22 protein-coding genes and 1 pseudogene are annotated in these 26978 nt (G+C 70.7%); 11 read left to right on the forward strand and 12 right to left on the reverse strand.

The genetic code is table 11. The features are described from left to right. Nucleotides 1-23: 23 nt before the first annotated feature. A complete protein-coding gene (locus tag ACFU5M_RS19685) occupies nt 24-1493 on the reverse strand; it encodes a phytoene desaturase family protein (protein ID WP_379051066.1) in 1470 nt (489 codons plus the stop codon). A gap of 307 nt (nt 1494-1800) precedes the next feature. Here ACFU5M_RS19685 and ACFU5M_RS19690 point away from each other — a divergent pair, with 307 nt between their 5' ends. After that, a complete protein-coding gene (locus ACFU5M_RS19690; protein ID WP_379051067.1) occupies nt 1801-2226 on the forward strand; it encodes a DUF4267 domain-containing protein in 426 nt (141 codons plus the stop codon). 130 nt (nt 2227-2356) lie between these two features. Continuing rightward, the gene (locus ACFU5M_RS19695; protein WP_379051070.1) at nt 2357-2593 is read left to right on the forward strand and encodes a hypothetical protein; all 237 of its coding nucleotides are present in this window, start codon (nt 2357-2359) and stop codon (nt 2591-2593) included. 171 nt (nt 2594-2764) lie between these two features. On the opposite strand, the gene ACFU5M_RS19700 is transcribed toward ACFU5M_RS19695, so the two are convergent. Continuing rightward, nucleotides 2765-4129 carry a cation:dicarboxylate symporter family transporter gene (locus tag ACFU5M_RS19700; protein WP_379051071.1) on the reverse strand — a complete coding sequence of 455 codons (1365 nt, stop codon included), beginning with the start codon at nt 4127-4129 and terminating at the stop codon, nt 2765-2767. Between the two features lie 188 nt (nt 4130-4317). Here ACFU5M_RS19700 and ACFU5M_RS19705 point away from each other — a divergent pair, with 188 nt between their 5' ends. Both ACFU5M_RS19705 and ACFU5M_RS19710 read left to right on the forward strand, forming a co-directional pair. Next, nucleotides 4318-5823, forward strand: coding sequence for an ATP-binding protein (locus ACFU5M_RS19705; protein ID WP_379051108.1), 1506 nt, complete (start codon nt 4318-4320; stop codon nt 5821-5823). Then, nucleotides 5820-6524: a response regulator gene (locus ACFU5M_RS19710; protein WP_379051074.1), complete on the forward strand. Its 705-nt coding sequence runs from the start codon at nt 5820-5822 to the stop codon at nt 6522-6524. Before ACFU5M_RS19705 ends, ACFU5M_RS19710 begins: the two co-directional genes overlap by 4 nt. On the opposite strand, the gene ACFU5M_RS19715 is transcribed toward ACFU5M_RS19710, so the two are convergent. The 3 genes from ACFU5M_RS19715 to ACFU5M_RS19725 all read right to left on the reverse strand — a co-directional run bounded on the left by ACFU5M_RS19715 (nt 6525) and on the right by ACFU5M_RS19725 (nt 10079). Then, complete coding sequence (locus ACFU5M_RS19715) at nt 6525-7826, reverse strand: cytochrome P450 (protein WP_379051075.1); 1302 nt, start codon at nt 7824-7826, stop codon at nt 6525-6527. It lies immediately after the preceding gene. A 102-nt stretch (nt 7827-7928) separates the two neighbouring features. Continuing rightward, nucleotides 7929-8651 (reverse strand): TIGR03089 family protein, encoded by a 723-nt coding sequence (locus ACFU5M_RS19720; RefSeq protein WP_379051077.1) that lies wholly within the window; start codon nt 8649-8651, stop codon nt 7929-7931. Between the two features lie 3 nt (nt 8652-8654). Then, entirely contained in the window at nt 8655-10079 is a 1425-nt protein-coding gene (locus ACFU5M_RS19725; RefSeq protein WP_379051111.1) for an LCP family protein, read from the reverse strand. Between the two features lie 241 nt (nt 10080-10320). On the opposite strand from ACFU5M_RS19725, the gene rfbD reads away from it, so the two are divergent. The 3 genes from rfbD (at nt 10321) to ACFU5M_RS19740 (ending at nt 13293) form a co-directional block, all read left to right on the forward strand. Then, the gene (gene rfbD / locus ACFU5M_RS19730) at nt 10321-11190 is read left to right on the forward strand and encodes a dTDP-4-dehydrorhamnose reductase (protein ID WP_379051078.1); all 870 of its coding nucleotides are present in this window, start codon (nt 10321-10323) and stop codon (nt 11188-11190) included. A gap of 81 nt (nt 11191-11271) precedes the next feature. Continuing rightward, the gene (locus ACFU5M_RS19735) at nt 11272-12168 is read left to right on the forward strand and encodes a glycosyltransferase family 2 protein (protein WP_379051081.1); all 897 of its coding nucleotides are present in this window, start codon (nt 11272-11274) and stop codon (nt 12166-12168) included. Between the two features lie 45 nt (nt 12169-12213). Continuing rightward, nucleotides 12214-13293, forward strand: a complete 1080-nt coding sequence (locus ACFU5M_RS19740; protein WP_379051083.1) for a sugar phosphate nucleotidyltransferase — start codon at nt 12214-12216, stop codon at nt 13291-13293. Between the two features lie 186 nt (nt 13294-13479). Here ACFU5M_RS19740 and ACFU5M_RS19745 read toward each other — a convergent pair whose 3' ends face one another. From ACFU5M_RS19745 to ACFU5M_RS19755, 3 genes and pseudogenes are all read right to left on the reverse strand, one after another. Further along, nucleotides 13480-15075: a carboxylesterase/lipase family protein gene (locus ACFU5M_RS19745; protein ID WP_379051086.1), complete on the reverse strand. Its 1596-nt coding sequence runs from the start codon at nt 15073-15075 to the stop codon at nt 13480-13482. A gap of 91 nt (nt 15076-15166) precedes the next feature. After that, a complete protein-coding gene (locus ACFU5M_RS19750) occupies nt 15167-15424 on the reverse strand; it encodes a hypothetical protein (RefSeq protein WP_379051113.1) in 258 nt (85 codons plus the stop codon). A 298-nt stretch (nt 15425-15722) separates the two neighbouring features. Beyond that, nucleotides 15723-15857 (reverse strand): annotated as a pseudogene (locus tag ACFU5M_RS19755) (winged helix-turn-helix transcriptional regulator); the annotation flags it as partial. A 118-nt stretch (nt 15858-15975) separates the two neighbouring features. On the opposite strand from ACFU5M_RS19755, the gene ACFU5M_RS19760 reads away from it, so the two are divergent. After that, entirely contained in the window at nt 15976-16203 is a 228-nt protein-coding gene (locus ACFU5M_RS19760; protein WP_379051087.1) for a zinc ribbon domain-containing protein, read from the forward strand. A gap of 15 nt (nt 16204-16218) precedes the next feature. Here ACFU5M_RS19760 and ACFU5M_RS19765 read toward each other — a convergent pair whose 3' ends face one another. From ACFU5M_RS19765 to ACFU5M_RS19780, 4 genes are all read right to left on the reverse strand, one after another. Further along, nucleotides 16219-16494, reverse strand: a complete 276-nt coding sequence (locus ACFU5M_RS19765) for a SelT/SelW/SelH family protein (protein ID WP_379051088.1) — start codon at nt 16492-16494, stop codon at nt 16219-16221. A gap of 18 nt (nt 16495-16512) precedes the next feature. After that, the gene (locus ACFU5M_RS19770) at nt 16513-16902 is read right to left on the reverse strand and encodes a YchJ family protein (protein ID WP_379051091.1); all 390 of its coding nucleotides are present in this window, start codon (nt 16900-16902) and stop codon (nt 16513-16515) included. 241 nt (nt 16903-17143) lie between these two features. Then, nucleotides 17144-17509 carry a hypothetical protein gene (locus tag ACFU5M_RS19775; RefSeq protein WP_379051093.1) on the reverse strand — a complete coding sequence of 122 codons (366 nt, stop codon included), beginning with the start codon at nt 17507-17509 and terminating at the stop codon, nt 17144-17146. A gap of 130 nt (nt 17510-17639) precedes the next feature. Beyond that, entirely contained in the window at nt 17640-20231 is a 2592-nt protein-coding gene (locus tag ACFU5M_RS19780) for an AAA family ATPase (RefSeq protein ID WP_379051095.1), read from the reverse strand. Nucleotides 20232-20517: 286 nt separating this feature from the next. On the opposite strand from ACFU5M_RS19780, the gene ACFU5M_RS19785 reads away from it, so the two are divergent. The 3 genes from ACFU5M_RS19785 to ACFU5M_RS19795 all read left to right on the forward strand — a co-directional run. After that, entirely contained in the window at nt 20518-23388 is a 2871-nt protein-coding gene (locus ACFU5M_RS19785; RefSeq protein ID WP_379051097.1) for a DUF5691 domain-containing protein, read from the forward strand. Beyond that, nucleotides 23385-24485, forward strand: a complete 1101-nt coding sequence (locus ACFU5M_RS19790) for an AAA family ATPase (protein ID WP_379051100.1) — start codon at nt 23385-23387, stop codon at nt 24483-24485. Before ACFU5M_RS19785 ends, ACFU5M_RS19790 begins: the two co-directional genes overlap by 4 nt. After that, nucleotides 24482-26978: DUF5682 family protein (locus tag ACFU5M_RS19795; RefSeq protein ID WP_379051101.1), on the forward strand; the 2497-nt coding region annotated here is incomplete at its 3' end. The genes ACFU5M_RS19790 and ACFU5M_RS19795, both read left to right, overlap by 4 nt.

Below are 26978 nucleotides of genomic sequence, written 5' to 3' on the forward strand. Positions count from 1 at the left end.
GGACCGACGCCGACCGGCCGTTTTCAGCGGCGCTGGAACGCGGGAGTGCGTAGGAGCTCGAGCGGATCGGTGCGGATGGCGAAGCGTTCGCGCAGGGCGTGGCGGGCGGCGTGCAGCCCGCTCATGCCGTGCACCCCGGGGCCCGGCGGAGTGGCGGACGAGCACAGATAGACGCCGGGGATCGGTGTGGCGTACGGATTCCAGCGCGGGGCGGGGCGGAACGCGAACTGACGCAGCGTCATCGCGCCCGCGGAGATGTCGCCGCCGATGTAGTTGGCGTTGTGCGAGGGCATTTCCGCGGCGGTGATCACGTTCCTGGCGACGATCGAATCGCGGAAGCCCGGCGCGAACCGCTCGACCTGTGCGATCACGTCCTCGCTGACGTCGCGGGTGGAGCCGTTGGGCACGTGGGCATAGGTGTAGAAGGTTTGGCCGCCGGCGGGGGCGCGGGTGGAATCGACCACGCCGGGCTGGATGGACAGCACATAGGGCCGTTCGGCGTGCCGTCCCATCGCCACGGCGTGCTCGGCGGCCATGGCCTCGGCGCGGGTGCCGATGACGTGCACCGTTCCGGCCAGCGCGCAGCCCTCGGCCTGCCACGGCACCGGCCCGGAGAGCGCGAAGTCGATCTTGCACGCCGCGCCGCCGTACCGGAAACGCCGTAATCGCTTCGCATACCGCGCGGGCAACCGGTGCTCGGCGATCCGCAGTAGTTCGGCAGGGGCGAGATCGAGCAGAACCGCGCGAGCATCGGCGAACTCGTCGATGGAGTCGACCCGGTGGCCGGTGTGCACCCGGCCGCCGAGACGTTCGAGTTCGGCGATCAGCGCGTCGGGGATGGCCTGACTGCCGCCGCGCGGAATCACCCAGCCTCCGACATGCGCCAGGGTGCCGAGCAGCAGCGCCGCGCCCGCGGCCGTGATGGCGCGCGGCGGGATGATCGCGTGGGTGGCGATGCCGGTCAGCAGGGCGGGTGCGACCTGTTCGCGGAATCTGATGTCCCACAGCGGCGAGCCCTGCTCCACGGTGCGCAGGCCGAAACGGATCGCGGTGGCGAGCCCGGAGGGAATACGGCGCAGATCCGACATCGCGAGGTCGACCACGTCCGGCCAGTGCCGCACCAACGGGGCGAACAGCTTGCGCCAGGTCGGGCCGTCGGGGCCGAGATCCTCGACCGTGCGCTCCAGGTCTCGCCAGGCCAGTCCGGCCACGCCGCCGTCGAGCGGATGCGCGTAGGAGACCTCAGGCGCGAGCAGCTCCACACCGTGCGCGGTCAGATCGAACGCCCGGAAGAACGGGGAGGCCGCCGCCATCGGATGCGCGCCGGCGCAGACATCATGCCGGTAGCCGGGCAAGGTCAGTTCCGCTGTGCGGGAACCACCCCCGGCCGTCGTCTCGGCCTCGTACACCTCCACGGCGAGCCCCGCCCGGGCCAGGATCACCGCGGCGGCGAGCCCGTTCGGTCCGGAACCGACCACTACCACATCAGCCATCCCCCCACGCTACCGGCCGACCGACTTTCGAAGCGCTTGCCGACACCGCCCTGCGCCACCCGCACACCGACCCACCCGGCAGTCCGGGCACCGAGGCTCGCGAACTCGGTGACGAACCCCACCACCCGTTCGGCCAGGCCGGACGCTCGGCCCGCTCCGGATGGCCCCGCGCGCCGAGGAAAGCCGGAAGGTACGGACCACCGAATTCTAGCGACGCTAGACAACTTGACTTCGCTCATTTAACATCACCATAAGTTATAGCGACGCTAGATTTTCTAGGCAGAGAAACCACCCCAGGAGTACCGCCATGACCCTCTCCCGCATCACCACCGTCCTGTCCCTGATCGGCGCCGCGTTCATCCTCTACATCGGGATCAGCTACCTGTTCGCGCCGGACACCATCGCTCCCGGCTTCGGCCTGCCCGCGTGGCCGGAGGGTGACGCGGCGGCGTTCATGACCCTCAAAGGCGTGCGAGACACCGTCTTCGGCCTGTTGATCCTGGCCCTGCTCGGCCTGCGGCAGCGGTATGCGCTGGGCATCGTGACCTTGGTGGTCGCACTGGTGCCGGTCGGCGACATGCTCACCGTGCTGAGCTGGAACGGTTCCGCGGCGGCGGCGTTCGGCATCCACGGCCTGACCGCCGTCCTGGTGGCGCTGACCGGTGGCCTCCTGCTCCGCGAGCACGGTCTGAACAAGCGCAGCGCGACCGATTCGGCCGCCGTGATCGCCTGAGGCGACCGGCCCGGGCCTACTCTCGAATGTGCCTACGCCGTGGCGAATCCGTTCCTGTCGGTGATCCGGGCCACTTCCGCGGGACCGCCGACGACTTTCCGAAGCCCGCCCCGTCTTCACCATCGAACGCATGGTCGCATCAGCGGGGCCGGTAATCGTGCCCTCTGCTCCCGGCGAAGTCACTGTCGGGGTCGCCGGACCCCCGGAGAACTGGAACTGCCTGCTCTGGGGACCGTGGCAGATCGCCCCCGCCGCCGCCGGCGCCCCGGTGGCGGTGCCCGGCTTCGTACCCGGCACGCAGATCACGGGCGCCTGTGTCGGTGACACGATTCCCTATGCGGCGTTCATCAACCGGCCGGCGGGCTGATGACGTCGTAGACCCGAACCGGCTGTGGCGCGGCGAGAGAACCGCGCGTGCGTAACCCGGACGGCGTGAAGGGCCCGCAAATCCTGCGGGCCCTTCGTGCACCGTGCGGCTGGGCTGCCACGCCTTCGCACGGTCCGGCGCCTCCGGACAGGCTTTGCGCCTGCCGTGCCCCTATGCCTTGACCAGGTCTACGGCCTCGGCTTCTTGCGTGAGCGGCGCTCCCGGCGCACCGTGGTCGTCGTCGACCATGGTCCGCTCGTCGAAAGGCACCTTGCGATCGAGCACCTCGCGTACCCGGTCCACGTCCACGGTCTTGGTCCAGGTGCCGATCAGCACCGTGGCCACCGCGTTGCCGGAGAAGTTGGTCAGCGCGCGTGCCTCGGACATGAAGCGGTCGATCCCGACGATCAGGCCGACGCCGTCGAGGAGTTCGGGCCGATGGCTCTGCAATCCGCCCGCCAGCGTGGCCAGCCCCGCGCCGGTGACACCCGCCGCGCCCTTGGACGCGACGATCATGAACAGCAGCAGGCCGAGTTGCTCGCCGATGGACAGCGGCTTGCCCATCGCCTCGGCGATGAACAGCGATGCCATGGTCAGGTAGATGGCGGTGCCGTCGAGATTGAACGAATAGCCGGTCGGCACGACGACGCCCACGGTGGTGCGTTCCACGCCCATGTGATCCATCTTCGCGATCAGCCGTGGCAGCGCCGATTCCGACGACGAGGTCGCGACGATCAGCAGGTACTCCCGCGCGAGGTAGCGGACCAGCTTGAAGATCGACACCCGCGAGACGCTCCACAGCAGCACCCCGAGCACACCGAAGACGAAGACCACGCAGGTGAGGTAGAAGGCCAGCATCAGCGTGCCCAGCTTCACCACGGCGTCCAGGCCGGTCTTGCCCACCACGTTGGCGATCGCGCCGAACGCGCCGATCGGCGCCAGCCACAGGATCATCACCAGGATCCGGAACACCAGTTTCTGCAGCAGCGCCACGCCGCGCAGGATCGGCTCGCCCGCCGTGCCCATGGCCTGCACCGCGAAACCGACCAGCAGCGCGACGAAGAGCGCCTGCAGCACACTGCCGGTGGTGAGCGAGGACACCAACGTGGACGGGACGATGTTCTGGATGAATTCCCAGGTGCCGCCCGCACTGTGCGCGGTGTTGGCCAGGTCGTGACCGGCTTTGGTCGATTTGGCGATATTCAGTCCGGTACCTGGTTGCAGAAGATTGCCGACGACCAGGCCGATCCCGAGCGCGATCGTCGACATGACCAGGAAGTAGCCGATGGCCAGCCCGCCGACCTTGCCGACGGTGGCCGCCGCGCGCACCGAGCCGATCCCGAGCACGATGGTGCAGAAGATGACGGGAGCGATCATCATCTTGATGAGGTTGACGAAGATGGTCCCCAGCGGGGCGAACGACTGCGCGGTGCCTGGCGCCTGCCAGCCGACGAGGACGCCCGCCACCACCGCCACGATGACGGCCAGATACAACCAATGGGTGCGGTCACGCCGCGTTCTCGTCGAGTCGCTCATAGCGAGGATTTCCTCTCGAAAGGTACCGACGCGAACTGACTCACGCCTTCCAGGCAGAATGATGGTCGGCCGGGTGATCCCGGTCACTGTTTGGTGCATTACGTTCAGCGGAGGCAGAGCTTGTGAGACGCGGTCGGCTCTCCCTCGCCGGGCAGGCGTTCGTCTTCCAGTTGGTCGTCCTCGCGGTGATGATCGCGATAGGTGTGGTGCTCGCGGTCCTGGACGCCAGGCACGACAGCGATGTCACCACCGCCAGGGAGGTCACCGGTGTCGCGGTGAGCGTGGCCGACTCGCCCTCCACCATCGAGGCGCTGCGCGGCGCGGATCCGACGGCGCTGTTGCAGCCGGTGACCGAGGAGATCCGGCACGAGACCGGCATGGACTTCATCGTGGTCATGGCGCCGGACCGCACGCGCTACACGCATCCCAACCCCGCCATGATCGGACTGCCGTTCAGCGGCACCATCGATCGCGCGCTGGCCGGCGAGACCTTCACCGAGACCTTCACCGGCACGCTCGGCCCCTCCATCCGGGCGGTGACTCCGGTGCACGAGGACGGGCGGATCGTCGCCTTGGTCTCCGCGGGCGTGACACGGGCGAAGATCGGCGATCAGGTCGCCACCCAGCTCCCGGTGATCCTCGGCGTCGCGGGTGCGGGCCTGGCGCTGGCCGCCGGTGGATCGTTCCTGCTCAGCCGCAGGCTACGGCGGCAGACCCACGGCCTGGCGCCCGACGAGCTGCGCGCGATGTACGAGCACCACGACGCGGTCCTGCACTCGGTGCACGAGGGCCTGGTGGTGTTCGGGGCGTCCGGGGAGGACGCCGAGGTGGTCAACGACGAGGCGCGCCGCCTGCTCGACCTGCCCCCGGGCGACGTCCGGCGCAGCGACCTCCCGCTGTCGTTGCAGCGCATGAGCTGGGGCACCGTTCGTGACGAGATGCACGTGACCACCGACCGGATCCTGCTGGTCAACCAGGACACCGTGGAGTGGGACGGCCGGGCGATCGGCACGGTGATGACCATCCGCGACCACACCGAATTGCAGTCGGTGATGGGCGAACTCGATTCCGTGCGCAGCTTCGCGGCCTCGTTGCAGGCACAGGCGCACGAATCCGCGAACCGGTTGCACACGGTGGTCACCATGGTCGAGCTGGGCCACCACCGGGAGGCCGTCGAGTTCGCCACCGCGGAACTCGAACTGTCGCAGTCGCTGATCGATCGGCTGTTCGCCGCGGTGGGCGCACCCGCCCTGGCCGCCTTGCTGCTCGGCAAGGTGAATCAGGCCGCCGAACGCGGTATCGAGCTGACGATCACCGACGACACCGCGCTCGACTCGGTGGACCCGCTGTCCCCGCACGAGACCGTCACGCTGGTGGGCAATCTCGTCGACAACGCCATCGATGCCGCGGCGGACAGTACGTCCGGCTGGGTGGAGGTCACCCTGCGGCACCAGCGCGCGGACACCGCGGACGAGTCGCTGCTCTACGTCCGGGTGGCCGACAGCGGCCCCGGCATGTCGGCGGAGATGTTCGCGCGCGCGTCCCAGCGAGGTTATTCGACCAAGACCGACCACCACGGGCTCGGACTCGCGCTGGTCCACCGGCTGGTGGCCCGCCACGGGGGAAACATCCGCACGCAACGGGATCCCGAAAGCGCGGTGACCGTGACGATTCCACGGAAGGAAGCACGATGATTCGTGTGCTGATCGTCGAGGACGAGCCGCTGATCGCCGAGGCGCACCGCGCCTACGTGGAGCGCATCGCCGGATTCACGCCCGTCGGCGTCGTCCACACCGGGCGCGAGGCGATGCGCGCGGCGGCCGACGCCGCGGCCGAGGGCTCGCCGATCGATCTGGTGCTGATGGACATCGGCCTGCCGGACGCGAGCGGTCTCGACGTCGCCGCCGCGCTGACCGGCCTGGCGCCGCGCCCGGACGTCATCGCCATCACCTCCGCCCGGGACCTGGCCATGGTGCGCACCGCCGTGTCGCACGGCGTCGTGCTGTATCTGCTGAAGCCGTTCACCTTCGCCGCGTTCCGCGACAAGCTGGAGCGGTATCGCGAGTTCCGCACCGCGCTTCCGGCCGGTGAGAGCGCCATCTCCCAGCACGACATCGATCGGGCGCTGAGCGCGCTGCGCACCCCCGACCAGCGCGCAGCGACCCCCAAAGGCGTCGCGCCGCAGACCCTCGACGAGATCTCCCGCACCGTGCGGGCCGCCGAAGCCGAGGGTGTGACGGCCGCGGACACCGCGACCTCGATCGGTGTCTCGCGCATCACCGCTTGGCGTTACCTGGAGAAATTGGCCGATGACGGGCTGGTCGTGCGCCGCTCGGACTACGGCAGGGCCGGTCGCCCGAAGACCCGCTACGTTTGGAAGGCCACGACCGCCTGATCAGACCGGCTCCGGCGCCTGCGCGCGCTGACCGAGACCCACCGGCATCCGCTCGTAGCCGTGCAGGGTGAACAGCGCCCGCCGCTTGGGCGGACCGTCCAGGCGCAGGTCGGGAAAACGCTCGAACAGGGCTTGCAGCGCGTAGACGCCTTCCATCCTGGCCAAACTGGCCCCGAGACAGACGTGCACGCCGGTGCTGAAGGACAGATGCTCCTTCGCGTTGGCGCGGCCGACGTCGAACCGGCCGGGCTCGGCGAACACCGCGGGGTCGCGATTGGCGCCGGCCAGCGACAGCACTACCGTGTTGCCCTCGCGCACCGTCATCCCGTCGATCTCCACATCGGTCAGCGCGGTCCGCGCGGTGGTCTGCACCGGGGAGTCGAAGCGCAGGATCTCCTCGACGGCGTTGGGCCACAGCTCCGGCTCGTCGCGCAGCCGCGCCAGCTGATCCGGGTGGGACAGCAGCTGCGCGGCACCGTTGCCGATCAGGTTGACCGTCGTCTCGAAACCCGCGCCCATGAGCAGGCTGGCGGTGGCCTTGAGCGCGGCGGAGTCCAGCTCGCCCGCGGTGACCAGGCTGGAGAGGATGTCCTCGCCCGGCTCGCGGCGCAACCGTTCGATGTGCCGGTCGAGGTAGTCGTTCATCACCTCCATGGCCAGCAGCGCTTTGCGGTGGGCGCGCCACGGGATGCCGACGTCCAGCAACGGCGTCATCTGATCGCCCCAGTCGAGGAACCGCGCCTTGTCCTCGTCGGGGAAGCCGAGCATCTCGGAGATGATCGCGATCGGCACCTGGGCGGCGAACGACCGGATCAAGTCCGCCGAACCGTGCTCGGGCAGCGCGTCCAGCAGTTCCTCGGTGACCGTCTCGACGCGGTCGCGCAGCCTGCGGATCGCGCGCGGGGTGAACGCGGAGGCGACCGGCTTGCGCATCGCGGTGTGTTCCGGCGGATCGATCACCAGCATCGACGGCGGCTCCACCGGATTCGGCGGCAGCGGGAAGCGCTCGGCCAGTTTCTGCAGCGGCTTGGGAATGTTGAAACTCTCCGTGGTGCGCACCCCGAAACGGCTGTCGCGCAGGATGGAACGGCACAGCTCGTGGTCGAAGGTCGCCCAGGCGATCGAGGTGCGCAGCAACCTGTGCTGCCCACGCAACCGCTCGATCAGCGGATAGGGGTCGTCGAAGCCGGCGGGTCCGCCCATCAATTCGGCGAACGGGTCACCGCGGCGCGCCTGCAGGCGTAGGACGAGCCGAGGCGCGCCCTGCACGGACAGCCAGCGGAACCAATAGTGTGGCTTCACAGTCGACCCCTTCGTCGTGCGATGACTCCACCGTACGGAACGCCACCGGGTTGTGGAACGTCCTCAGGTCGGATTCGACGCTTATACCGTGGTAGGAGCCGCTCAGCCGCGCTGCGCGGTGACCCGCTCCGCTGCGATGCGCCGGTCGCGCAACGCCGGATCGGGGTTGACCACCTGCACCAGCGAGGCGCCCGCGGCGAGCACCGCGAGGTATCCGTCGATCAGTTCGGCCGGCGTGTCCCATGGCGTGCTGGACAGCACCCGGTCCCCTTCGGCGAAGCCCTGGCGCAACGCCGATTTCCGCGCTTCGGCGAGCACCTCGGCGACCGGCATGCCGTCCAGCGCGACACCGGCGCCGCGGGGCAGGAACTGATCGCCGTGCACTCGTACCGAGGTAGCGAAGTCGGTGACGCCCACCGGCAGGTCACGCACCGGAGAGCCCATGGCGTCCAGCGACAGCGCCGCGGCCTCGCCCGTCCCGTCGGCGTCGTCCAGACGATCCAGGGTGACCAGGGCTAGATCGGCGTCCTCGTCCGGGCGCAACACCACCTCGGTACCCGCCCACCAGCAGCCGAGCAGCACCGCCGCGGTCTGCCAGTGCGCCGGGAGCAGGACGGCGACCCGGGCGCCGGGACTCAGGCCGAACTCGTCGCGAATCAGGTTGGCGGTCTTGGCCGCCCAGTTCGCCAGCGTCGCGCCGGACAGCTCGATGCGCGCTCCGGTGGCGTCGTCGTAGTAGGTGACGCGCGGGCCCGCGGGTTCGCGGGCCAGGATCGGATCGAGTACCGCTTCGGTGAGAGTGTGTGCCTGGTCGATGTCACGCATGTTTCAGTTCACGCATTTCGGTCCGTTCTGGCCTGCGTCGATCGGTGGAGCGGGTGGGACTGGGGTGGCCGCGCTCGACGTTCCGGACAGATCGAACATCCGGCTCGCCGATGAGCCCGGACCAGAATAGTCGCTCGCCAGCACGACGCTCACCGAATCCGGGGACAGCGCCGGATCCGCGAGCACCGCCAGCCCGCCGAGCGCCTTGGCCACCGCCTGAGCCTTCGGGCTGGAGGTGTCCGCCGCGAGCACCCGACTGCTGGTCACCCGGTTGCCGCTGTAGTTGGACACCACGCCTTGGCGGAATCCCTTGGCGTTCAAGGTCTGGGCCACCTCGGCGGCGAGTCCGCCGACGCCGCCCGCGTTGTAGACGCTCACGGTCACCGTCGCGGGGTCGAAGCCCGGCTCGGCGTTCCGCGGGGCCGGGGCGTCGCCCACCAGCGAGGCGACATAGGACCGGACCGCCTTCGGCTCGACTTTGACGACGGATTCGCCATTGCCGGTCTCCCCGTTGAGGTCGGCGACCGGAATGGTCTCGAATTTCACCCGGCCGCCGGACAGATCCTTCAATCGCTGCAGGAACGCCAGTACGTCCCAGTCCTCGTCCAGCACGATGGTGCGCCCCACCGCGTCGCTGAGTTGCTGGAGCTTGATCGGATTGGCCAGCGTCTTCGCGCTGAGCAACTGCTGCACCAGTTGCGCCATGAACACCTGCTGGCGGACGATGCGGTCGATGTCGCCGCGCGGCAGATCGTGGCGCTGGCGCACGAAACTCAGCGCTCGCGGCCCGTCCAGGCGTTGACGTCCAGCGGGGAACCGGGCGCCGGACATCCATTCGTCCACCGGGTTCTTCAGGCACACCTCGACCCCGCCGACGGCGTCGGTGAGCAGCGCGAAGCCGAGCAGACTGACCTCGGCGTAATGGTCGACGGTGATGCCGGTGAGGCCGGCCACCGTCTTGATCAGCGCCTGCCTGCCCGCCTGCGTGGACTGCCGGTCGGCGTCGGCATCGGAGACCCCTTGATCGGTGAGCTTCTGGATCTGCATCGCCTTGGTCGCGCCGTAGGCCGAGTTGATCTTGCCCATGCCCAGGCCGGGAATGTTGACGTAGGAGTCGCGCGGGATCGAGATCGCGGTCGCCGAGCGCCCGTCGTTCGGCACGCGCAGCAGCACGATGGTGTCGGTGTTGGTGCCGACCTCGTCGCCCGCGTGCAGCATCGCGCGCTCGGCGGCCGACAGGGGATTACCGTGCGCGTCGGTGCGGCTGTCCACGCCGACCAGCAGGATGTCCACCGCGCCGTCACTGTTGCCGCCGAGGCCGAGATCGCCGAGGCGCTCGATGTCGGCGACCAGTGCGTCGACGCTGCGCCAAGCGAAACCGGTGAGCGCCAGCACGATCACGGCGGCGGCCACCGCGATCGAGCGCAGCGGCCCGAAGGACGGGTCGCGCGACCCCGTCGTCCGAGACAACGCCGATGTGCCCCTCCGCTGCGACAAGTCCCATCCTCTCGCCGAACTCGGTGTCCTGGCGACGCGTGCGCAACCGACCCGCCACCGTGGTTACCGCTCGCCCCGCCCGATTTCGGGATCCCCCGATAGCTCAAGGCTATCGAACGGTTATCGCGAACGGCCGCAACCGCGCAACCGGCGGCGTGCCAGACTTGCGCCCGTGACCGACCCCACCGCGCCCGCGTCCACCGTCTCCGCCCGCCTCGTTGTCACGGGGGCGCACGGACAGGTGGGCCGGGAGCTGCGGCGCCTGGCTCCGGACGCCCGCGGCTACGGGCGCGCCGAACTCGACATCACCGACCCCATCGCCGTGCGCGCGGTACTGGCGCCCGGCGACGTGGTGCTGAACTGCGCCGCCTACACCGCCGTGGACCGAGCCGAAACCGAATCCGAAGCGGCGTACGCGGGCAACGCCACCGGACCGGCCGTACTCGCCGAGGTCTGCGCCGACCTCGGTGCCCGGCTGATCCATCTGTCCACCGATTACGTCTTTGCAGGTACCCAGGAACGGCCGTACGACACTACCGATGTGACGGGGCCGACGTCGGTATACGGAGCGTCCAAGCTCGCGGGCGAACAAGCGGTGCTCAGCCGCTGCCCGGACGCGCACGTGGTGCGCACCGCGTGGGTATACACCGGGCGCGGTGGCGATTTCGTGGCCACGATGCTGCGGTTGGAGCGGGAACGCGACACCGTCGACGTGGTCGACGACGAGGTCGGCTCGCCCACCTACGCCGCCGATCTGGCCGCCGCGCTACTGGAATTGGCGGCCCGGCCGGACGCTCCGCGGGTGGTGCACGCCACCAATGCGGGGCGGGCAAGTCGATTCGAACTCGCCCGCGCGGTGTTCGAGGGTGTCGGCGCCGATCCAGGGCGCGTCCGCCCGTGTGACTCGTCCGCTTTTCCCAGACCCGCACGGCGCCCGGCGTATTCGGTGTTGTCGCCGCGGGCCTGGAACGATGCCGGGCTGCGGCCGCTGCGGGATTGGCGGACCGCACTGGGGGACGCGCTGGCGCGACGGGCCGACTAGGGCGTAGCTCCGTCGTCGCCCCGGACGTGGGACGGGCCATCGACGGACGCGGTCCGGCTGCGCCCACTAGAGTGAACTGTCGTGAGTGATTCCGATTCCGCGGCGCCCGCGGGCCTGGCCGTCGTCACGGTGACCTACTCGCCGGGTGAGCACCTCGAGCACTTCATCAGCACCCTAGCCGGGGCCACCGCGGACAAACCGCAGGTGATCCTCGCCGACAACGGGTCGGTGGACGGTGTACCGGAGCTGGTCGCCGAGGCCAATTCGCACGTGCGACTGCTGCGCACCGGCGGCAACATCGGCTACGGCGGCGCGATCAACCGGGCGGTCGCGGAGATCGATCCGGGCATCGAGTTCATCGTGATCGCCAACCCGGACATCCGCTGGGGCACCGATTCCATCGACAAACTGCTCGCCGCCGCCAAGCGCTGGCCGCGCGCGGGCGCGCTCGGGCCGCTGGTGCTCGAACCGGACGGCAGCGTGTACCCGTCGGCCCGCCGGGTGCCCGGCCTGCTCGACGGCGCCGGACACGCGATCCTGGGCACGGTGTGGAAGTCCAACCCGTGGACCCGCCGGTACCGGCAGGAGAACGAGGAGATCTCCGAGCGGGCCGTCGGCTGGCTGTCGGGCTCATGCCTGCTGGTCCGGCGCGCGGCGTTCGACTCGATCGACGGCTTCGACTCGCGCTACTTCATGTACATGGAGGACGTCGACTTCGGCGACCGGATGGGCAAGGCGGGCTGGCACAACGTGTTCGTGCCGGACGCCGAGGTGACCCACGCCAAGGGCCACGCGGCGGGCCGCCATCCCGAGGTCATGCTGCCCGCCCATCACGCCAGCGCCTACCGGTTCCAGGCCGACCGGCATCCGCACTGGTGGCAGGCTCCGTTGCGGCTGGCGTTGCGGGCCGGACTTGCGATCCGCTCGCGGATTGCGGTTCGATCTGCCCTGCGCCAGCAGGCGCGCGAAGCCGGGTAACCGGCGGCGCACGCGAGAAACGACCTTGTGAACAGGGGAAGCTTGATGGCAGGAAATACAGGCACCGACGCGGTGATCCTGGTCGGCGGGCAGGGCACGCGGCTGCGTCCGCTGACCCTTTCGGCGCCCAAGCCGATGCTGCCGACGGCCGGGCTGCCGTTCCTGACCCACCTGCTCGCCCGCATCGCGGAGGCCGGGATCACCCATGTGGTGCTCGGCACGTCGTTCAAGGCCGAGGTGTTCGAGGAGCACTTCGGCGACGGCTCCGACCTCGGCTTGGAGATCGAGTACGTCACCGAGACCGAGCCGCTCGGCACCGGCGGCGCCATCCGCAACGTGCTGCCCAAGCTGCGCGCGGACAACGTGATGGTGTTCAACGGCGACGTGCTCGGCGGCACCGATCTCGGCGCGGTGCTCGACACCCACGAGTCGACCCGCGCCGATGTGACGCTGCATCTGGTCCGGGTCAGCGATCCACGCGCGTTCGGCTGCGTGCCCACCGACGAGGACGGCCGGGTCACGGCGTTCCTGGAGAAGGCTCAGGATCCGCCGACCGACCAGATCAACGCCGGATGCTACGTCTTCCGCCGCGAGTACATCGAGAAGATCCCGGCCGGGCGCCCGGTGTCGGTGGAGCGCGAGGTGTTCCCCGCCCTGCTGACCGAGGGCGCCCGCCTTCAGGGGTACGTCGACGCCTCCTACTGGCGCGACATGGGCACGCCCGAGGACTTCGTCCGCGGCTCCGCCGACCTGGTCCGCGGCATCGCGCCCTCCCCCGCCCTGCCCGGTCAGCGCGGCGAATCGCTGGTCCATCCCGGCGCGGGCGTCGCGCCGGGGGCGGTGCTCATCGGCGGGACGGTCGTCGGCCGCGGCGCCGAGATCGGCGCGGGCGCGCGCCTGGACGGCGCTGTGGTGTTCGACGGCGCGGTGATCGAGGCGGGCGCCACGGTCGAGCGCACCATCATCGGGTTCGGGGCGCGCATCGGCCCGCGCGCGCTCGTCCGCGACGGCGTGATCGGGGACGGCGCGCACATCGGCGCCCGCTGCGAACTGCTGCGCGGAGCCCGCGTCTGGCCCGGCGTGCAAATTCCCGACGGCGGCATCCGCTTCTCCACCGACGTCTGAGGCGCGTTTCGCTCGCCGCGCGCACGTCATCGACGCATCCGGGCCGCAGGCGTGCGGCTCCGGGGAGGCGGCGGTCGACCGAACGCATGGCTCGCGAGGGGCGACCAGGACGACCTCGCAGCCCGCTTTCCACGGACTGCACACGCCGTCCTGCCTCCCCGCACGCGGCGGTGCGGGAAGCGCCGGTCAGGAGAAGCCGACGGCCTGTTGACCCCAGGCGGTGTGCAGGTCCCGGTCGGGGTCCTCGACCACGCGGTCGACGCTGTCGATGAGCAGGGTGGCGCGGTCCGCGAGGCGGTAGGGCGGCCAGTGTTTGGAGCCGTCGAGCGCTGCGGGGACGCCGTGGTTGGCGAAGGCCAGCCAGCGGCGCATCATGCGCCCGGAGACCTCCGTAGCCGCTTTGCGGCCACCGAGCCAGAAGGTGGGGTCGCGGTTGATCGTGCCGAAATTGCCGAAGACATATGGCAATTCGGTGGCGTGGCCCGCGCCGACCCGGGCCGCCCGCAGCATCGGGGTGGCGTAGTCGAAGCGGTACATCCAGGTGGGCGAGTGCTCGGCGTGCCCGTCGGCCACCCAGTGCGCGGGCATCCGGAACGCCGCGTCGGTGGACATCGCCAGTGCCCCGCGCGCCTTGTTCAGGTCCGGGTAGGCCGAGGTGATCTCGGCGATACGCTCCGCGGACATCTCCGGGTGGCCCGCGGCGACGTCACGCAGCATCGCGTTCACCGCATCCGGCGTCACCGGCATGATCGGCGAGCGCAGCAGCCGGAACAGCGACGCCTCGTCCTTGTTGGTGCCGATGATCAACGGCACCCGGTGCGATCGTCCGCGCTGGAACCGGTCGATCGGGTAGGTCGGCAGCAGATCGCCGTCGACCACGGGCGCGGCCGCCAGCCTGCCGGGCTCCTTCAGCGGTATCTCGTCGAGCAGGACGCCCGCGGCCGCCACGATCCGGTCGATCGGGCATTCCAGCAGTTCCTCGGCTCTGGCCGCGGGCAGTTCGATCAGTTCCAGGAAGCGCTGCGCCACCGTCGCGGCCCGCTCCGGCCCGAACACCGTGGTCGCGGGTGGGCTCTGCGCGATCGCCTTGTGGAACAAGCCGGCCGCGCGCGGGGCGGTGAGCAGCGCGGTGACGCAACCCGCGCCGGAGGACTCGCCGAACAGCGTGACGTTGCCGGGATCGCCGCCGAACGCGGCGATGTTGTCGCGCACCCACTCCAGCCCGGCGATCTGGTCGTGCAGCCCCAGATTCGGCGAGAAGTCGTCACCGAGCGAGGACAGATCGAGGAAGCCGAGCGCGCCGAGCCGATAGTTGACGCTCACGACTACGACCTCGCCGGTCGCGGCCAGTTTGCGCCCGTCGTAGATCTGCTGCGCGGCAGTGCCGAGGCAGTACGCTCCGCCGTGCAGCCAGACCAGCACCGGGCGCGGTTCGGTCTGTGGGACGCGGGCGGGATCACCGGTCTCGGGGCGCGGTGACCAGACATTGAGCCACAGACAGTCCTCGCCCATGGTCAGGCCGGAGTCGACGGGGACCATGGTGCCCATCGTCTGGGGCGCGATCTGCCCGAAAGAGGTGCAGTCGCGCGCTCCGTCCCAGGGCTGCGGGGGCTCGGGTGGCGCGAACCTGGCCGGTCCGGCGGGTGCCGCGGCATACGGGATGCTGCGCCAGACGGATACCGAACCCTCGCGCACGCCACGCACGTCGCCGTAAGCCGTTCGCGCGATGGGCTCGGCGGAACCATCGGCACCGGGCACCGCCTCGGAGAATTGAGCACGCATCGCCGACCTCCTCGAACTTATTTTTCGAGGGTACGTCGAAGATCAGCACGTCAGCGTCGCGTTGCCGGGACATCACCGCGTCGCCTCCGATTCATCCGCTGTTCAGGCCCCTGTCCCGGACCGCGGTGTCGAATCGGTCACTGCGCCGGTCGCCGCCCCGATAGCCAGCGGAACGCTCCGTTCTCCCGGCGCAGCAGCTCTCCACGATCAGGTCAACCACCACCACCCCGAGCATCCGGGCGAACGGCACGGACTTGCGTAGCCCCAGCCTGCGCAACTGCCTGCGTTCGACGAAGCCGTCGGTCCGCGACGGCGGCACCGCCACGGGACGAGTCAGTGCGATGGTCATGGCGACTCCTGTGTTGTACGGGCGCTTCGGCGGTGCACCGGATGTCCTGGGTGCGGTAGGTCGCGGTCACCGCATCGGCGGCGGCGGTGGCCAGGATGTCGTAAGGGGCGTGGGTGGGGTGCGGCACCTTTGTCGTGTGCCGGAGCGTGCCGCCGATATCCACCACGGCGATGGTGGTGTGGGTGGAGGCGATGTGCACCGCTATGGCCACGTTGTCGGCGGTGTCGAGCGCCAACGGGCTGTGTGGCCGCCCGATTCCGGAGGCCCCCGCGGTCTCGGGCAGCTCGACGATCAGGCCGGCCTCCAGCAGCGCGCGGGTCTGCCAGGTCACCGTGGCGGGTGAGATTCCCGCGTGTCTGGCGATCGAGCTTCGCGGAGCCGGTCCCAGCTCGAGCAATGCCCGAAGTACCGCTCCCGCGCTGCCGTCCGCCATCGCCGTCACCTCTTCATCGCCGCGCTGCCCAGCCACGGTACGGACGCGGTGGGCGGCTGCGAAGATTTCGGCGCAGTCCGATCCGAACGCATCGCGGCGCGGCACTTAAACTGAGCGGATGCCGAGTTACAGCTACCGGTGCCGCAGCTGCGGCGACACGTTCGAGGTTTCCCGCCCGATGGCCGAATCGTCGGCGTCGGCGACCTGCCCGATCGGCCACGACGACACGGTCAAACTGCTGACCACCTTCGCCACCGTCTCCCGGAGCGGCGGGAGCGCGCCCGCGCCTGGCCCGGCGGCGCCTCCGGCGGGTGGCGGCTGCTGCGGTGGCGGCTGCTGCGGCTGACTCCCCCGCGCGGTTTCAGTCGCGCCGGTCGACGTGACCGAGGTCGCGCTCCGGCGCGACCCGGTCGCGCACTCGCTGCTTCAGTACCGCGATGTCGGGAAAGCCGCCATCGGTCTTGCGTTCCCAGATCTGCTCGCCGTCGACGGTGATCCGGAAGACCCCGCCCGACCCCGGGAGGAGCGCGACTTCGTCCAGGTCGGTGGCGAACGTGCTGAGCAATTCCTGCGCCATCCAGCTCGCCCGCAGCAACCAGCGGCATTGAGTGCAGTACTCGATCGCGACGCGTGCCATGCCCGCTGACGCTACCGGTCAGTCGGCGTGTGTGCCGTCCAGGTAGACCCAGGCGCCATCGGACCGGGCGAATCGGCTGGTCTCGTGCAGCGCGCCGCGACCGCCCGCGTCCCGGTAGTGCGCGACGAACTCCACCGTGCCGGTGTCGTCGAACAGGCCGCCACGGTGGGTCCGGGTGATCTCCAGTAAGAGCCAGCGCTGGGCGGGATCGAGGGTCAGGCCGGTGGGGCGGGTGCGCGGATGCCAGGAACGCAGCAGATAGTCCTCGTCGCCCACCGCGAAGGCGGTGTAGCGCGAGCGCATCAGCGCTTCGGCGGTGGGAGCCGGGCGCTCGCCGCTCAGCACCGGACCGCAGCAGTCGTCGAAGGCGTCACCACGCCCACACGGGCAGCGCCGTGCACCACTCATGCCGCGTCCTTCCCTGCTCGCACGGCGCCCTGCACGACCACAGGCCCTACCGCCGTTTCCGATCCGCTCATATCGTTTCCCTTCCGCCCGAGCGGTGCACTCCACACCCACTGCCATCTCCGATCCCGATCCCGCACGCACCGAGGGCCGTCCGGCCGCGACGGCACCCTTGATGGGCACTTCCGACCCCGATCCGCCACGCCTGTGTCTCACAGACGGGGCGTACCGGTCGATCACCGGGTCAGTCCCGGCGTGCCTCCACCACCGACAGGTCGGTGGCCAGGGCGACCGTCTGCTCCCGCCAACGCCGCAGATCGGTGACGCTCGGCGCGAGCTCGTAATCGTGATGGTGGGCGGCGCGCGACAGCGCCGCCCAGAGCACGGCCACGCGCGCCGCCACCTCCGGACCAGCGAAGGCGCGCAGCGCGATCAGTTGCGCCCGCATCGGACACCGGACCAGCGGGGGCGCCAGCCGCAGCCACAATTCGTCCACGGCTTGTTCGAGGGCGATCCGCAGAATCCAGGCCGTCGCCCGGGACCACAGGCCGCCGGCGTCGGTCACCGATCCGGCGAGCAGCAGATCGACGGTCTCCAGTCGCTCGGCCACCGACGGCCGATTCGCGCGCGACCGGTGCGCGCTGCTGTTCCGCCCACGCTGCCCGGGCCGGGGCGCGCGCTCGCCACCCGCGGGGCCGCGGCGTGCGCCGACCGCCCGGCGCCGCCCGCTCATCGGCGCTTCACCGGGCCAGCCACGCGACGAATTTCTCGGTCTCACCGATCAGCTCGCGCATGTCGCGCCCGATCGGCACGTGCGCGCCCGCCGTGGCGTCCCGCAGTGCGTCCACCACCCACCGTCCTTCCAGCGCGATGAGGTTCTTGTTCAGATCGTCGACCTTGCTGCCGACCCCGAAGACCGCCAGCGCCACCTTCGCCCTGGTGGACTGCGCGGCATCGATATGGCGTTCCACCTCACGGTGATTCATGCCCGCGTCGAGCAGGGTGCGCCGCGCCCTGGCCAGGCTGGCCGCCTCCACCGCGGAACGGCAGCACGTGGCCACCAGTTCGTCGGCGATCGCCGCGGGCAACTGCGGAGTGCGCACCAAGGCGCGGGCGTCGTCCAGATAGCGGCGGATCGGATCGCTGGACACCCGCACCTCGACCACCGAGCGGTCGCGCCGCTGCACTTCGAGCACAGTCGCGTCCAGTTGCATACGCCGCACCGCCTCGGCGAGGCGCTCGTCATGGGTGAAGACCACCACCTGACGAGTCCAGGCCACCGTGGCGAGCACTTGGGCCAAGCCGTCCACCTTGGCCGGATCCATCGCCTGCACCGGGTCGTCGATCATGACGAAACGGAACGGGCTCTGCTCCACCGTGGCCCGCGGCAGGAACAGCGAGAGACCGAGCGCGTGCAGCTCGCCTTGGCTCATCACGCCCAGTGCGGCCCCGTCCACCTCGTCGACGGTCACATCGAGCAGCACACGGCGCGCGGTGCCTGCGTTGCCCTGCAAACGGATCGCGCCCAGTTCGACGTTGCTCTGCTGCCGCAGCGTGCGCCACACCCACCGGGCCGTCGTCTCCAGCGGCGTCATGCGCTCGCCACGCAGGCCCGCGGTGGCCGACTTCAGCCAGTCCTCGGCCTTCTTCACCGTGCGCAGCTCCGCCGCGTGCGCGGCCACCTCGCGAGCCCCCTCCAGCCAGGCCACGATCCGCGGCACCAGCGGCGTCCACACCTCGTCCAAGCGGTCGAGTTCCTTGCGGGTGCCCTTCTGCAGCTGGTCGAGTTCCTCGACCAGCCGCGTGTGCGCGCTGCGCAACCGGCCGGGCAGGTCGGGGGTGTATTCGGTGGTGGTCAGCGCGGCCCATTCGGCCCAGGCGTCGCGCACCGCCGTGGTGTCGACCGACGGAGGGTTGCGCGGGTCGAAATCCAGTTCGGCGGGAACGAGGTCGGGAAGCGCACGGGCGGCCAGCACGGCGTTGCCGAGTTCGAGGCGGGCGGTAGTGAGCGCGTCCACCCGGGCGGCGAGTTGCTCGATCGCGGCATCGGTTTCGCGCACCCAGGTCTCGTCCAGTGCGCCGCGGCCGCACACCGGGCAGGGACAAGCACCGCTCGCCGCCTGGTGCTCGCGCGCTTTCCGCAGCAGTTCGAGCAGGCGCAGATCGGCTTCGGCGTCGTCGGTGGCGCCCTCGGCGAGGGCCGCGCCACACGCCTCGAGCCGGGTGGCCACCGCCTCGACTTCGGCGTCGTCGGGCAGCGCGAGCCGCACGATCGCGCGCAGTCCATCGGTTCCGGCCGGATCGTCCACCACGCCGAGCACTTCGCGACCCACCGCGGCGAGATCCGGCTGGGCGGGCCGCAGCAACCCGGCCACCCGGACCGCGCGGTCGTCGGCTACCGACGCGAGCAGTTCCAGCAGTTCCAGTCGTTCCTGGCGCGAATCACGCACGGCGCGTTCCAGTTCCAGGCGGCGCATCCGGATCCGCTCCTGTGCCAGGGTGAGTTCGTCCAGGCCCAGCAGCTGGTGCAGCGCGTCGAACAGATCACTCGGCTTTCCGTCCACCAGCGCGCCGAGTTCGCTGTAGGACAGGAAGGGGCGGTAGAGCTCGAGCTGAGCCGCCCACCGGTCCATGTCGAAATCCGTCGGCGCCGCGGGCGGATACCGCTGGGTCCAGTGCGCGTCCGGCAGGTCGGCGTCGGCCGCCCATTCCTTGGCGATGGTGAGCCGGGGCGCGTCACCGGCGGTGAGCAACTCCAGCTCGATGCGGGCCGCGGTGCCGTCGTGCAGGTTGCGCCAGCCTTCCCGCCAGGCCGCCGATCGACCGTCCCACCGGCGGTTACCGCCGGTCAGGGCCATTTCCGCGGCCTCGGCGAAACTGGATTTGCCGCTGCCGTTGCGGCCGACCACGAGGGTGAGACCGGGACCGGGCGGCAGTCGCAGCGTCGTCTCGGGACCGATGCCGCGGAAACCACACACCCGGATGGCGCTCAGGAAGATCCCGGAGTGATCGAATGCCGTTGCCGCGTCATCCGATTCGGCGGTGCCGAGAGCGCGCAGCACGGTCCGCGTGACCGAGGGCGTGACCGCCGGATCCTCGGCGAGGCGCCGGGTGACCACCTCCGAGAGCCTGGGCGGCGCGTCCGCGGATCCGTCGGCCTGGACAGCGTCGGGATCCAGGCGCATGCGAAAAATCCCCTCCACCATCGAGCCGCCACACGCCTCCGACCCCGTGAGCGGCGCCTTGTCGAAGCTGCGCGAAACGCTACCCGATGGCACCGGGATCGCCCACCGGGCCCATGCGAATCTGCCCGCGGGGATGGATATGGTCATCGAAACGCCTGCGCCGCGTCTCGATGTCCACCCCTCGCCAACCCCGGCGGGCAGCTCGATGGTGTCAACACCCGTTCCGGGTGGCTCGGTCGAGCCGAACAGAACAGAATGCCAGAGCGCCAAGATCGGCGCAAGGTTTGTCCCTGGGTCGAATACGGCGCGGGGACAAGCCGTTCCGCGCGCGGCGCCGCACCGGTGGCCGCACTTGTCGGTGCGCTGCGGTAGAAATCCGGTCAACCGAGCAACGAAGGAAGGCGATGAGCCACCACCGAGCTGGAGCCCCTCGATGACGACACCGTGGACGGAAGACCAGGTCACGGCGCTGGCACCGGACGCGAATTCGCTGTCGGCGGCGCGCAAGCTGGTGAACCGCTGGCGCGAGTGCGGGCAACACGGCACGGCCCTGTGGGGGCAGTGCGAGGGCAGCGGCGCCACGCCGTATCAGACGATCATCGACCTGTCCGGGCCTGCGTATCGGTGCTCCTGCCCGAGCCGCAAGTTCCCCTGTAAACACGCGCTGTCGCTGTTGCTGCGCTGGGCCGCGGGCGAGGTGGCTGTCGTTCCCGAGACCGCGGACTACGCGGTGTCGTGGATCGGCGGCCGTGCGGCGCGGGCCGCCGCGACCGCGGACCGGCCGCGCACCGCGAACCCGGCCACCGCCGAACAACGGCGGGTGCGGGTGACAGCCGGCTTGGAGGAACTCGACGTCTGGCTCGGTGATCAGGTTCGCACCGGGCTCGCACAGGCCGATCGCTCGTATCGCGCCTTCGAGGCCGTGGCCGCCAGAATGGTCGACGCGCAGGCCCCCGGCCTCGCCTCCGCCCTGCGCAGGCTCCCGGCCACCATAGCCACCAGGACCGACTGGCCCGACGTGGTGCTGCGCGAGTTCGCGCGGATGCATCTGCTGATCGCCGCGCACCGGCAGCTCGACACGGCGACGCCCGCGCTGCGCGCCTGCATCCGAACCCACGTCGGCTATCCCAACCCGGCCGAGGCGGTACGCGGCGAACCTCCGGTGCGCGACCGATGGATGGTGTTCGGGTCGCGGATCACCGAGGACGAGCGCCTCTATACCCGCCGAACCTGGTTGTACGGGCGCGAAAGCAGGCGCTGGGCGCTGGTGGTCGACCATTCCTTCGGTTCCCCCGGCTTCCCCGCCGACGTTCCCGCGCTCGGGCAGCTGGCCGACGCGCAGCTGCATTTCTATCCGGGCGCCGCGCCGCTGCGTGCGCTGTGGGGGGAACGGCACAGCGTCGCCGAACCTTTCACCACGCTGCCCGCCGACGCAGGCAAGCCCGCCACGATCGCCGCCGCGCTGACCGAGCACGCGTCGGCGCTCGGCGCCGATCCGTGGCTGCGTTCCTGGCCGATGCTGCTGGCCGACGTGGTGCCCACCAGGGCCGAAGAAGGCTGGTACGTCACCGAATCCGACGGTACGGCGCTGCCGATCCGGCCGGGCGAGCAACCGTGGACGCTGCTGGCCGTCTCCGGCGGTCATCCGGTGACCGTGGTCGGCGAGTGGAGCGCCGACGGGCTGGAGCCGATCTCGGTGTTCACCGCCGGTGAGGTCATCGATCTGGTGCGCACCGAGACCTTCGGAGCCGAAGCGCCGCATCCGCCTGCCGGGTCGGCCGGCAGTGCGGACCTCACGTCCGTCGCACTGCTGGGCACCGCACGCCGTACGCCGGATCTCGCCGCGCTCGCGCCGTCGATCGCGCGCGGGGCGGATCGATTGCCGAGCGATCCCGCGGTGCGGCTGCTCGAAACCGCCGCGCTGCATGACCTCTTCCTCCGTGGCGGGTTCACACCGGCCACCGCGGCGGCACCCGAGCCCGCGGCGGACGATCCCCGCCCATCGCTGCCGCGCCCCGCGGCGGCACGCCTGTCGCGCATGCTGCGGGAGCGTTCGGCATTCCTCCCCGAATGGTTCGAGGCGGCGCGGCCGCACGATTACCGGGCGCCGGACGCGCTCTGCGAGCAACTACTCGAGCACGCCGAGATCAATGCCACCATGCGCGAGCCGCTGCTACGGCTCGCGGGCGCCCGCGGCAGCTGGCTGGCCGCCCGGCACCCCGACTGGCGCGGCCTGGTCCGGTCGCCGTCCGCCGCATCCGAGCACTCCGCGGACACCTGGCTGTTCGGCCGGCCACCCGATCGGCGCGACTGGCTCGCCGAACTCCGGCGTAGTGACGGGGGCGCGGCCAGGGCGGCGCTCACCGCGGCGTGGCCGAAGGAAACCGGGCCGCTGAAAGCCGAACTGCTGGCCGTGCTGGCCGACGGACTCGGCCCCGACGACGAGCCCCTGCTGGAAACAGCGCTGGACGACCGGCGCGCGGATGTGCGCCGCACCGCCGCCGGACTGCTCGCCCTGCTGCCGGAATCGGCGTTCACCCAGCGGATGCGCGAGCGGGCGAGCGCGTGGATCCGCGCCGAGCACCGGATGCTGCACACGAATGTGGCGCTCGCATTACCGGATACGCTCGACGCTACCGCGCAGCGGGACGGGATCACCGACCGCACGACCGAATTCGCCTACCGCTGGAACGGCGCACCCGACGTGTCCGCGGCCCGGCTCCGGCAGGTGGTCGCCGCCACCCCGCTGACGCACTGGGCCGGTGTGCTCGGCACGCCACAGCAGGCGGTGCGCGCCACGATCGAAGACCGGTTCCGCCAGCCGATCTTCGACGGATGGGTGGATGCCGCTCTGGCGCAACGTGATTCGGCGTGGGCACGAGCGCTGTTCGAAACTGGTGTGCCCACCGACCTGGCGATGCTGCGCAGGCGAGAGCTGTTCGCGTTGCTGCCGCTGCCGGATCGGACCGCGCACCTGACGCGACTGGACGGCTCCTGGCTCTCCGAGATCGAGGCGTTGCTGCCCGCGATGGGCCATCCGTGGCCGGAAGCGCTGGCCAAGCACGTGGTCCTGCTGCTGTTCGAGCGGGCGCGGGCGGCGGCGCGGCGCCCCGAGGCGCACGGCGCCGCACCGAACGCGCACCGGTCGCTGCTCGCCGCGGCCGCGGTCCACCTTCCCGTCGCCGCCGCGGGCACACTGTCCGCGGTGGCCCGCCGATGCGACGATCCCGCCTGGGAGCGGGCCTTCGACCAGCTCACCCACGACCTCAACCACCGCTCGATGATGCTCGAGGAGCTGCAGTGACCACCACCGACCCGGCGCCCGATCTGCTGCGCCCCCATGCCGAACAGGCTTACGCCGACGAGCTGCGCGCCCTCGCCGCCGCCGACGACCGGCTCCGACCGCCGTCCTGGCGACTGTCGCCATGGGCGGTGGTCACCTACCTGCTCGGCGGCTCCCTTCCCGACGGCACCGTGATCACCCCGAAGTACGTCGGACCGCGCAGGCTCATAGAAGTCGCCGTCGCGACGCTGGCCACCGACCGGGCATTGCTGCTGCTCGGTGTGCCGGGTACCGCCAAAACCTGGGTGTCGGAACATCTCTCCGCTGCCATCAGCGGTGCGTCGACGCTGCTGGTGCAGGGCACCTCGGGCACGGCCGAGGAGGCGATCCGCTACGGCTGGAACTACGCGCGGCTGCTCGCGGAGGGGCCCAGCGAGGCGGCACTGGTGCCGTCACCGGTGCTCACCGCCATGCGAGCCGGTGCCATCGCCCGGCTCGAAGAACTCACCCGCATCCCTTCGGACGTGCAGGACGCGCTGATCACCATTCTGTCCGAGAAAACCCTGCCGGTGCCCGAACTCGGCATGGAGGTGCAGGCCGCCAAGGGCTTCAACGTCATCGCCACCGCCAACGATCGCGACCGCGGGGTGAACGAGCTGTCCTCCGCGTTGCGCCGCCGGTTCAACACGGTGGTGCTGCCGCTGCCCGCGAGCGAGGACGAGGAGGTCGCCATCGTCAGCAGGCGGGTCGAGCAACTCGGCGCCGCATTGGAACTGCCCGCCGTGCCCGCGGCGGCCGAAGAGGTGCGGCGGGTGGTGCGGGTCTTCCGCGAGCTGCGCTCCGGCAGCACCGCCGACGGTCGGACCAAGCTCAAGTCGCCATCCGGAACACTGTCCACGGCCGAGGCGATCTCGGTGATCACCAACGGGATCGCGCTATCGGCGCACTTCGGCGACGGCGTGCTGCGTGCCTCCGACATCGCGGGCGCGGTGCTCGGATCGGTGATCAAGGATCCGGTGGCCGATGCGGTGGTGTGGACCGAGTACCTGGAGGCCGTGGTCCGCGAGCGACCCGACTGGGCGGATTTCTACCGCGCCTGCCGTGAGGTCACCGGGTGACCTCCGGCGCCGATACCGACGCGGTAACCAAGGTTTTCGGCATCCGCCACCATGGTCCGGGGTCGGCGCGTTCGCTGCGGTTGGCGCTGGCGGCCTTCGAGCCCGACATGATCCTCATCGAGGGGCCCGCGGACGCCGATCCGCTGGTGGGCTTCGTCGCCGCCGAGGGGATGTCCCCGCCGGTCGCGCTGCTGGCCTACGTCCCCGACGCACCCGCGAAGGCCGCGTTCTGGCCGTACGCGGTGTTCTCCCCCGAATGGCAGGCGCTGCGCTACGCCGTGGACAACGACGTGCCCGTCCGGTTCTGTGATCTGCCCGCGACCGTCACCCTGGCGGCGGAGGAGGAGCCCGGCGATCGGTTCGATCCGCTGGCCGCGCTCGCCGAGGCAGGCGGCTACGACGACGCCGAACGCTGGTGGGACGCCGTCGTCGAGACCGTGCCGGACGCCGAAGCGTTCGAGGCGATCACCGAGGCGATGGGCGCGTTGCGCGAGTCCGCCGAGCGCACAGGCGACATGACGCCGGGCACCGGCTCGTCAGGCGCGAGCCAGAACCCGTCGAACGGCGAGCCCACGGACGCCGGAACCGTCCACAACTCGCCAACGGCCGAGTCCACCGGGGACCGCTCCGCACAACACATACCGGTGACCGGCGAACACACGGGAGACCGGCGAGCCCACCTCGAACCAGAAGACCGAGACGCATACGGCTCAACGGCTTCCACCGAACGCACGGCCGGTCGGCGCGCACAGCAGGGACCAGAAGACCCTGAATCCGCGGAACACACAACGGCACTCGCCGAACCCACAGATTGCCGGCGAGCCCAACGCGCACTCGCAGGGACGGAACCCGCTGACGACCGATCGGCGGCCGCCGATTCGGGGCGCGGTCGATCCGAGCCTGCCTACCCCGCAGCCACCCAACCGGCGCACGGTGGATCCGCGGATGACTCGGCGCCGGAGTTGGACTCGGTCGCGGAGGCTGTCGCCGAATCGACCCCGGTGCGCGAACCACCCCCCGAGCCACTCGTGGTCGACGCCCACACGCTGCGGCGTGAAGCCTATATGCGCCAGACGATGCGCAAGGCGCTCAAGGACGGAGCGCGGCGGCTGGCGGTGGTGTGCGGTGCGTGGCACGCGCCCGCGCTCACCGGAGCGCTGGGTCCCGCCGCGCCGGACACCCGGTTGCTCAAGGGTCTGCCGAAGACCAAAGCGCGGCTGACCTGGGTGCCGTGGACGCATTCGCGGCTGTCCACGTCCTCCGGGTACGGCGCGGGCGTCACGTCCCCTGGCTGGTATCACCACCTGTTCACCGCGACCGAGCGACCGATCGCGCGGTGGCTGACCAAGGTGGCGGGTGTGCTGCGCGCCCATGATCTGCCCGTTTCCAGCGCACACGTCATCGAAGCCGTCCGGCTCGCCGATACCCTCGCCGCGCTGCGCGGTCGGCCGCTCGCCGGTTTGTCGGAGGTCACGGAGGCCACCCGGGCGGTGCTGTGCGGCGGAGACGAGACGATGCTGCGGTTGGTGATCGGCGAACTCGTGGTCGGAGAGGCGCTCGGCGCCGTTCCGGAGCAGACGCCTACCGTGCCGCTGGACGCGGACCTACGCGCCACCATCCGATCGCTGCGGATGAAGCAGGAGCCCTCGATCCGCACCGTCGACCTGGATCTGCGCAAGGAACGCGAGGTCGAGCGGTCGCGGCTGTTGCACCGGCTGCGGGTACTGGACATCGCGTGGGGCACGCTCACCACCAGCGAGGTGCGCAGCACCGGCACCTTCCGGGAGACCTGGACGCTGCAATGGCAGCCCGAGTACGCGATCTCGATCATCGAGGCCTCCCGCTGGGGCACCACCATCCGCGGCGCGGCGGAGGCGAAGATCCTCGACACCGCGAGCAACGCCGACCGCTCGGTCGGCGAACTTACCGCCGCGCTGGAAGTCGCACTGCTCGCCGACCTCGGCGGCGCCACCGACGGATTGATCGCGCGGCTGGAATCCACCGCGGCGCTCGACCACGACGTCACCCATCTGCTGTCCGCACTGCCCGGCCTGATCCGGACGCTGCGTTACGGCGACGTGCGCGGCACCGACACCAAGGCGCTGGCCCACGTCGCCGACGGGCTGCTGGTGCGTATCTGCGCGGGCCTGCCCGCGGCGGTCACCGGATTGGACACCGACGCCGCCACCGAGCTGCGCGGTCTGCTGGACGCGGCGCACACCGCCATCCACATCAGGGACGACGGCTGGGCCACCGGCGAGTGGCTGGCCGCGCTGCGCCGCGTCGCCGACCGCGACGACGTGCACGGCGCGCTGGTGGGGCGTGCCGTCCGTTTGCTCGCCGACGCCGGCCGCATCGATGACGCCGAATCCGCGCGCAGGCTCTCCGCGGCCCTGTCGGTTGGCGCGACCGCCGCGGCCAAGGCGGCGTGGATCGACGGGTTCCTCGGCGGTCGCGGTCTGTTGGTGGTGCACGTCCGGGAACTGTTGCGGC

The sequence above is a fragment of the Nocardia sp. NPDC057455 genome (genome assembly GCF_042802775.1).
In the GTDB taxonomy this organism is placed as follows: domain Bacteria; phylum Actinomycetota; class Actinomycetes; order Mycobacteriales; family Mycobacteriaceae; genus Nocardia.

Bases quoted from the DNA above. Each gene is read 5' to 3' on its own strand.
- ACFU5M_RS19685 (WP_379051066.1), bottom strand. From the start codon at position 1,493: ATGGCTGATGTGGTAGTGGTCGGTTCCGGACCGAACGGGCTCGCCGCC.
- ACFU5M_RS19690 (WP_379051067.1), top strand. From the start codon at position 1,801: ATGACCCTCTCCCGCATCACCACCGTCCTGTCCCTGATCGGCGCCGCG.
- ACFU5M_RS19695 (WP_379051070.1), top strand. From the start codon at position 2,357: ATGGTCGCATCAGCGGGGCCGGTAATCGTGCCCTCTGCTCCCGGCGAA.
- ACFU5M_RS19700 (WP_379051071.1), bottom strand. From the start codon at position 4,129: ATGAGCGACTCGACGAGAACGCGGCGTGACCGCACCCATTGGTTGTAT.
- ACFU5M_RS19705 (WP_379051108.1), top strand. From the start codon at position 4,318: ATGATCGCGATAGGTGTGGTGCTCGCGGTCCTGGACGCCAGGCACGAC.
- ACFU5M_RS19710 (WP_379051074.1), top strand. From the start codon at position 5,820: ATGATTCGTGTGCTGATCGTCGAGGACGAGCCGCTGATCGCCGAGGCG.
- ACFU5M_RS19720 (WP_379051077.1), bottom strand. From the start codon at position 8,651: ATGCGTGACATCGACCAGGCACACACTCTCACCGAAGCGGTACTCGAT.
- ACFU5M_RS19740 (WP_379051083.1), top strand. From the start codon at position 12,214: ATGGCAGGAAATACAGGCACCGACGCGGTGATCCTGGTCGGCGGGCAG.
- ACFU5M_RS19745 (WP_379051086.1), bottom strand. From the start codon at position 15,075: ATGCGTGCTCAATTCTCCGAGGCGGTGCCCGGTGCCGATGGTTCCGCC.
- ACFU5M_RS19750 (WP_379051113.1), bottom strand. From the start codon at position 15,424: ATGACCATCGCACTGACTCGTCCCGTGGCGGTGCCGCCGTCGCGGACC.
- ACFU5M_RS19760 (WP_379051087.1), top strand. From the start codon at position 15,976: ATGCCGAGTTACAGCTACCGGTGCCGCAGCTGCGGCGACACGTTCGAG.
- ACFU5M_RS19765 (WP_379051088.1), bottom strand. From the start codon at position 16,494: ATGGCACGCGTCGCGATCGAGTACTGCACTCAATGCCGCTGGTTGCTG.
- ACFU5M_RS19770 (WP_379051091.1), bottom strand. From the start codon at position 16,902: ATGAGTGGTGCACGGCGCTGCCCGTGTGGGCGTGGTGACGCCTTCGAC.
- ACFU5M_RS19780 (WP_379051095.1), bottom strand. From the start codon at position 20,231: ATGACCATATCCATCCCCGCGGGCAGATTCGCATGGGCCCGGTGGGCG.
- ACFU5M_RS19785 (WP_379051097.1), top strand. From the start codon at position 20,518: ATGACGACACCGTGGACGGAAGACCAGGTCACGGCGCTGGCACCGGAC.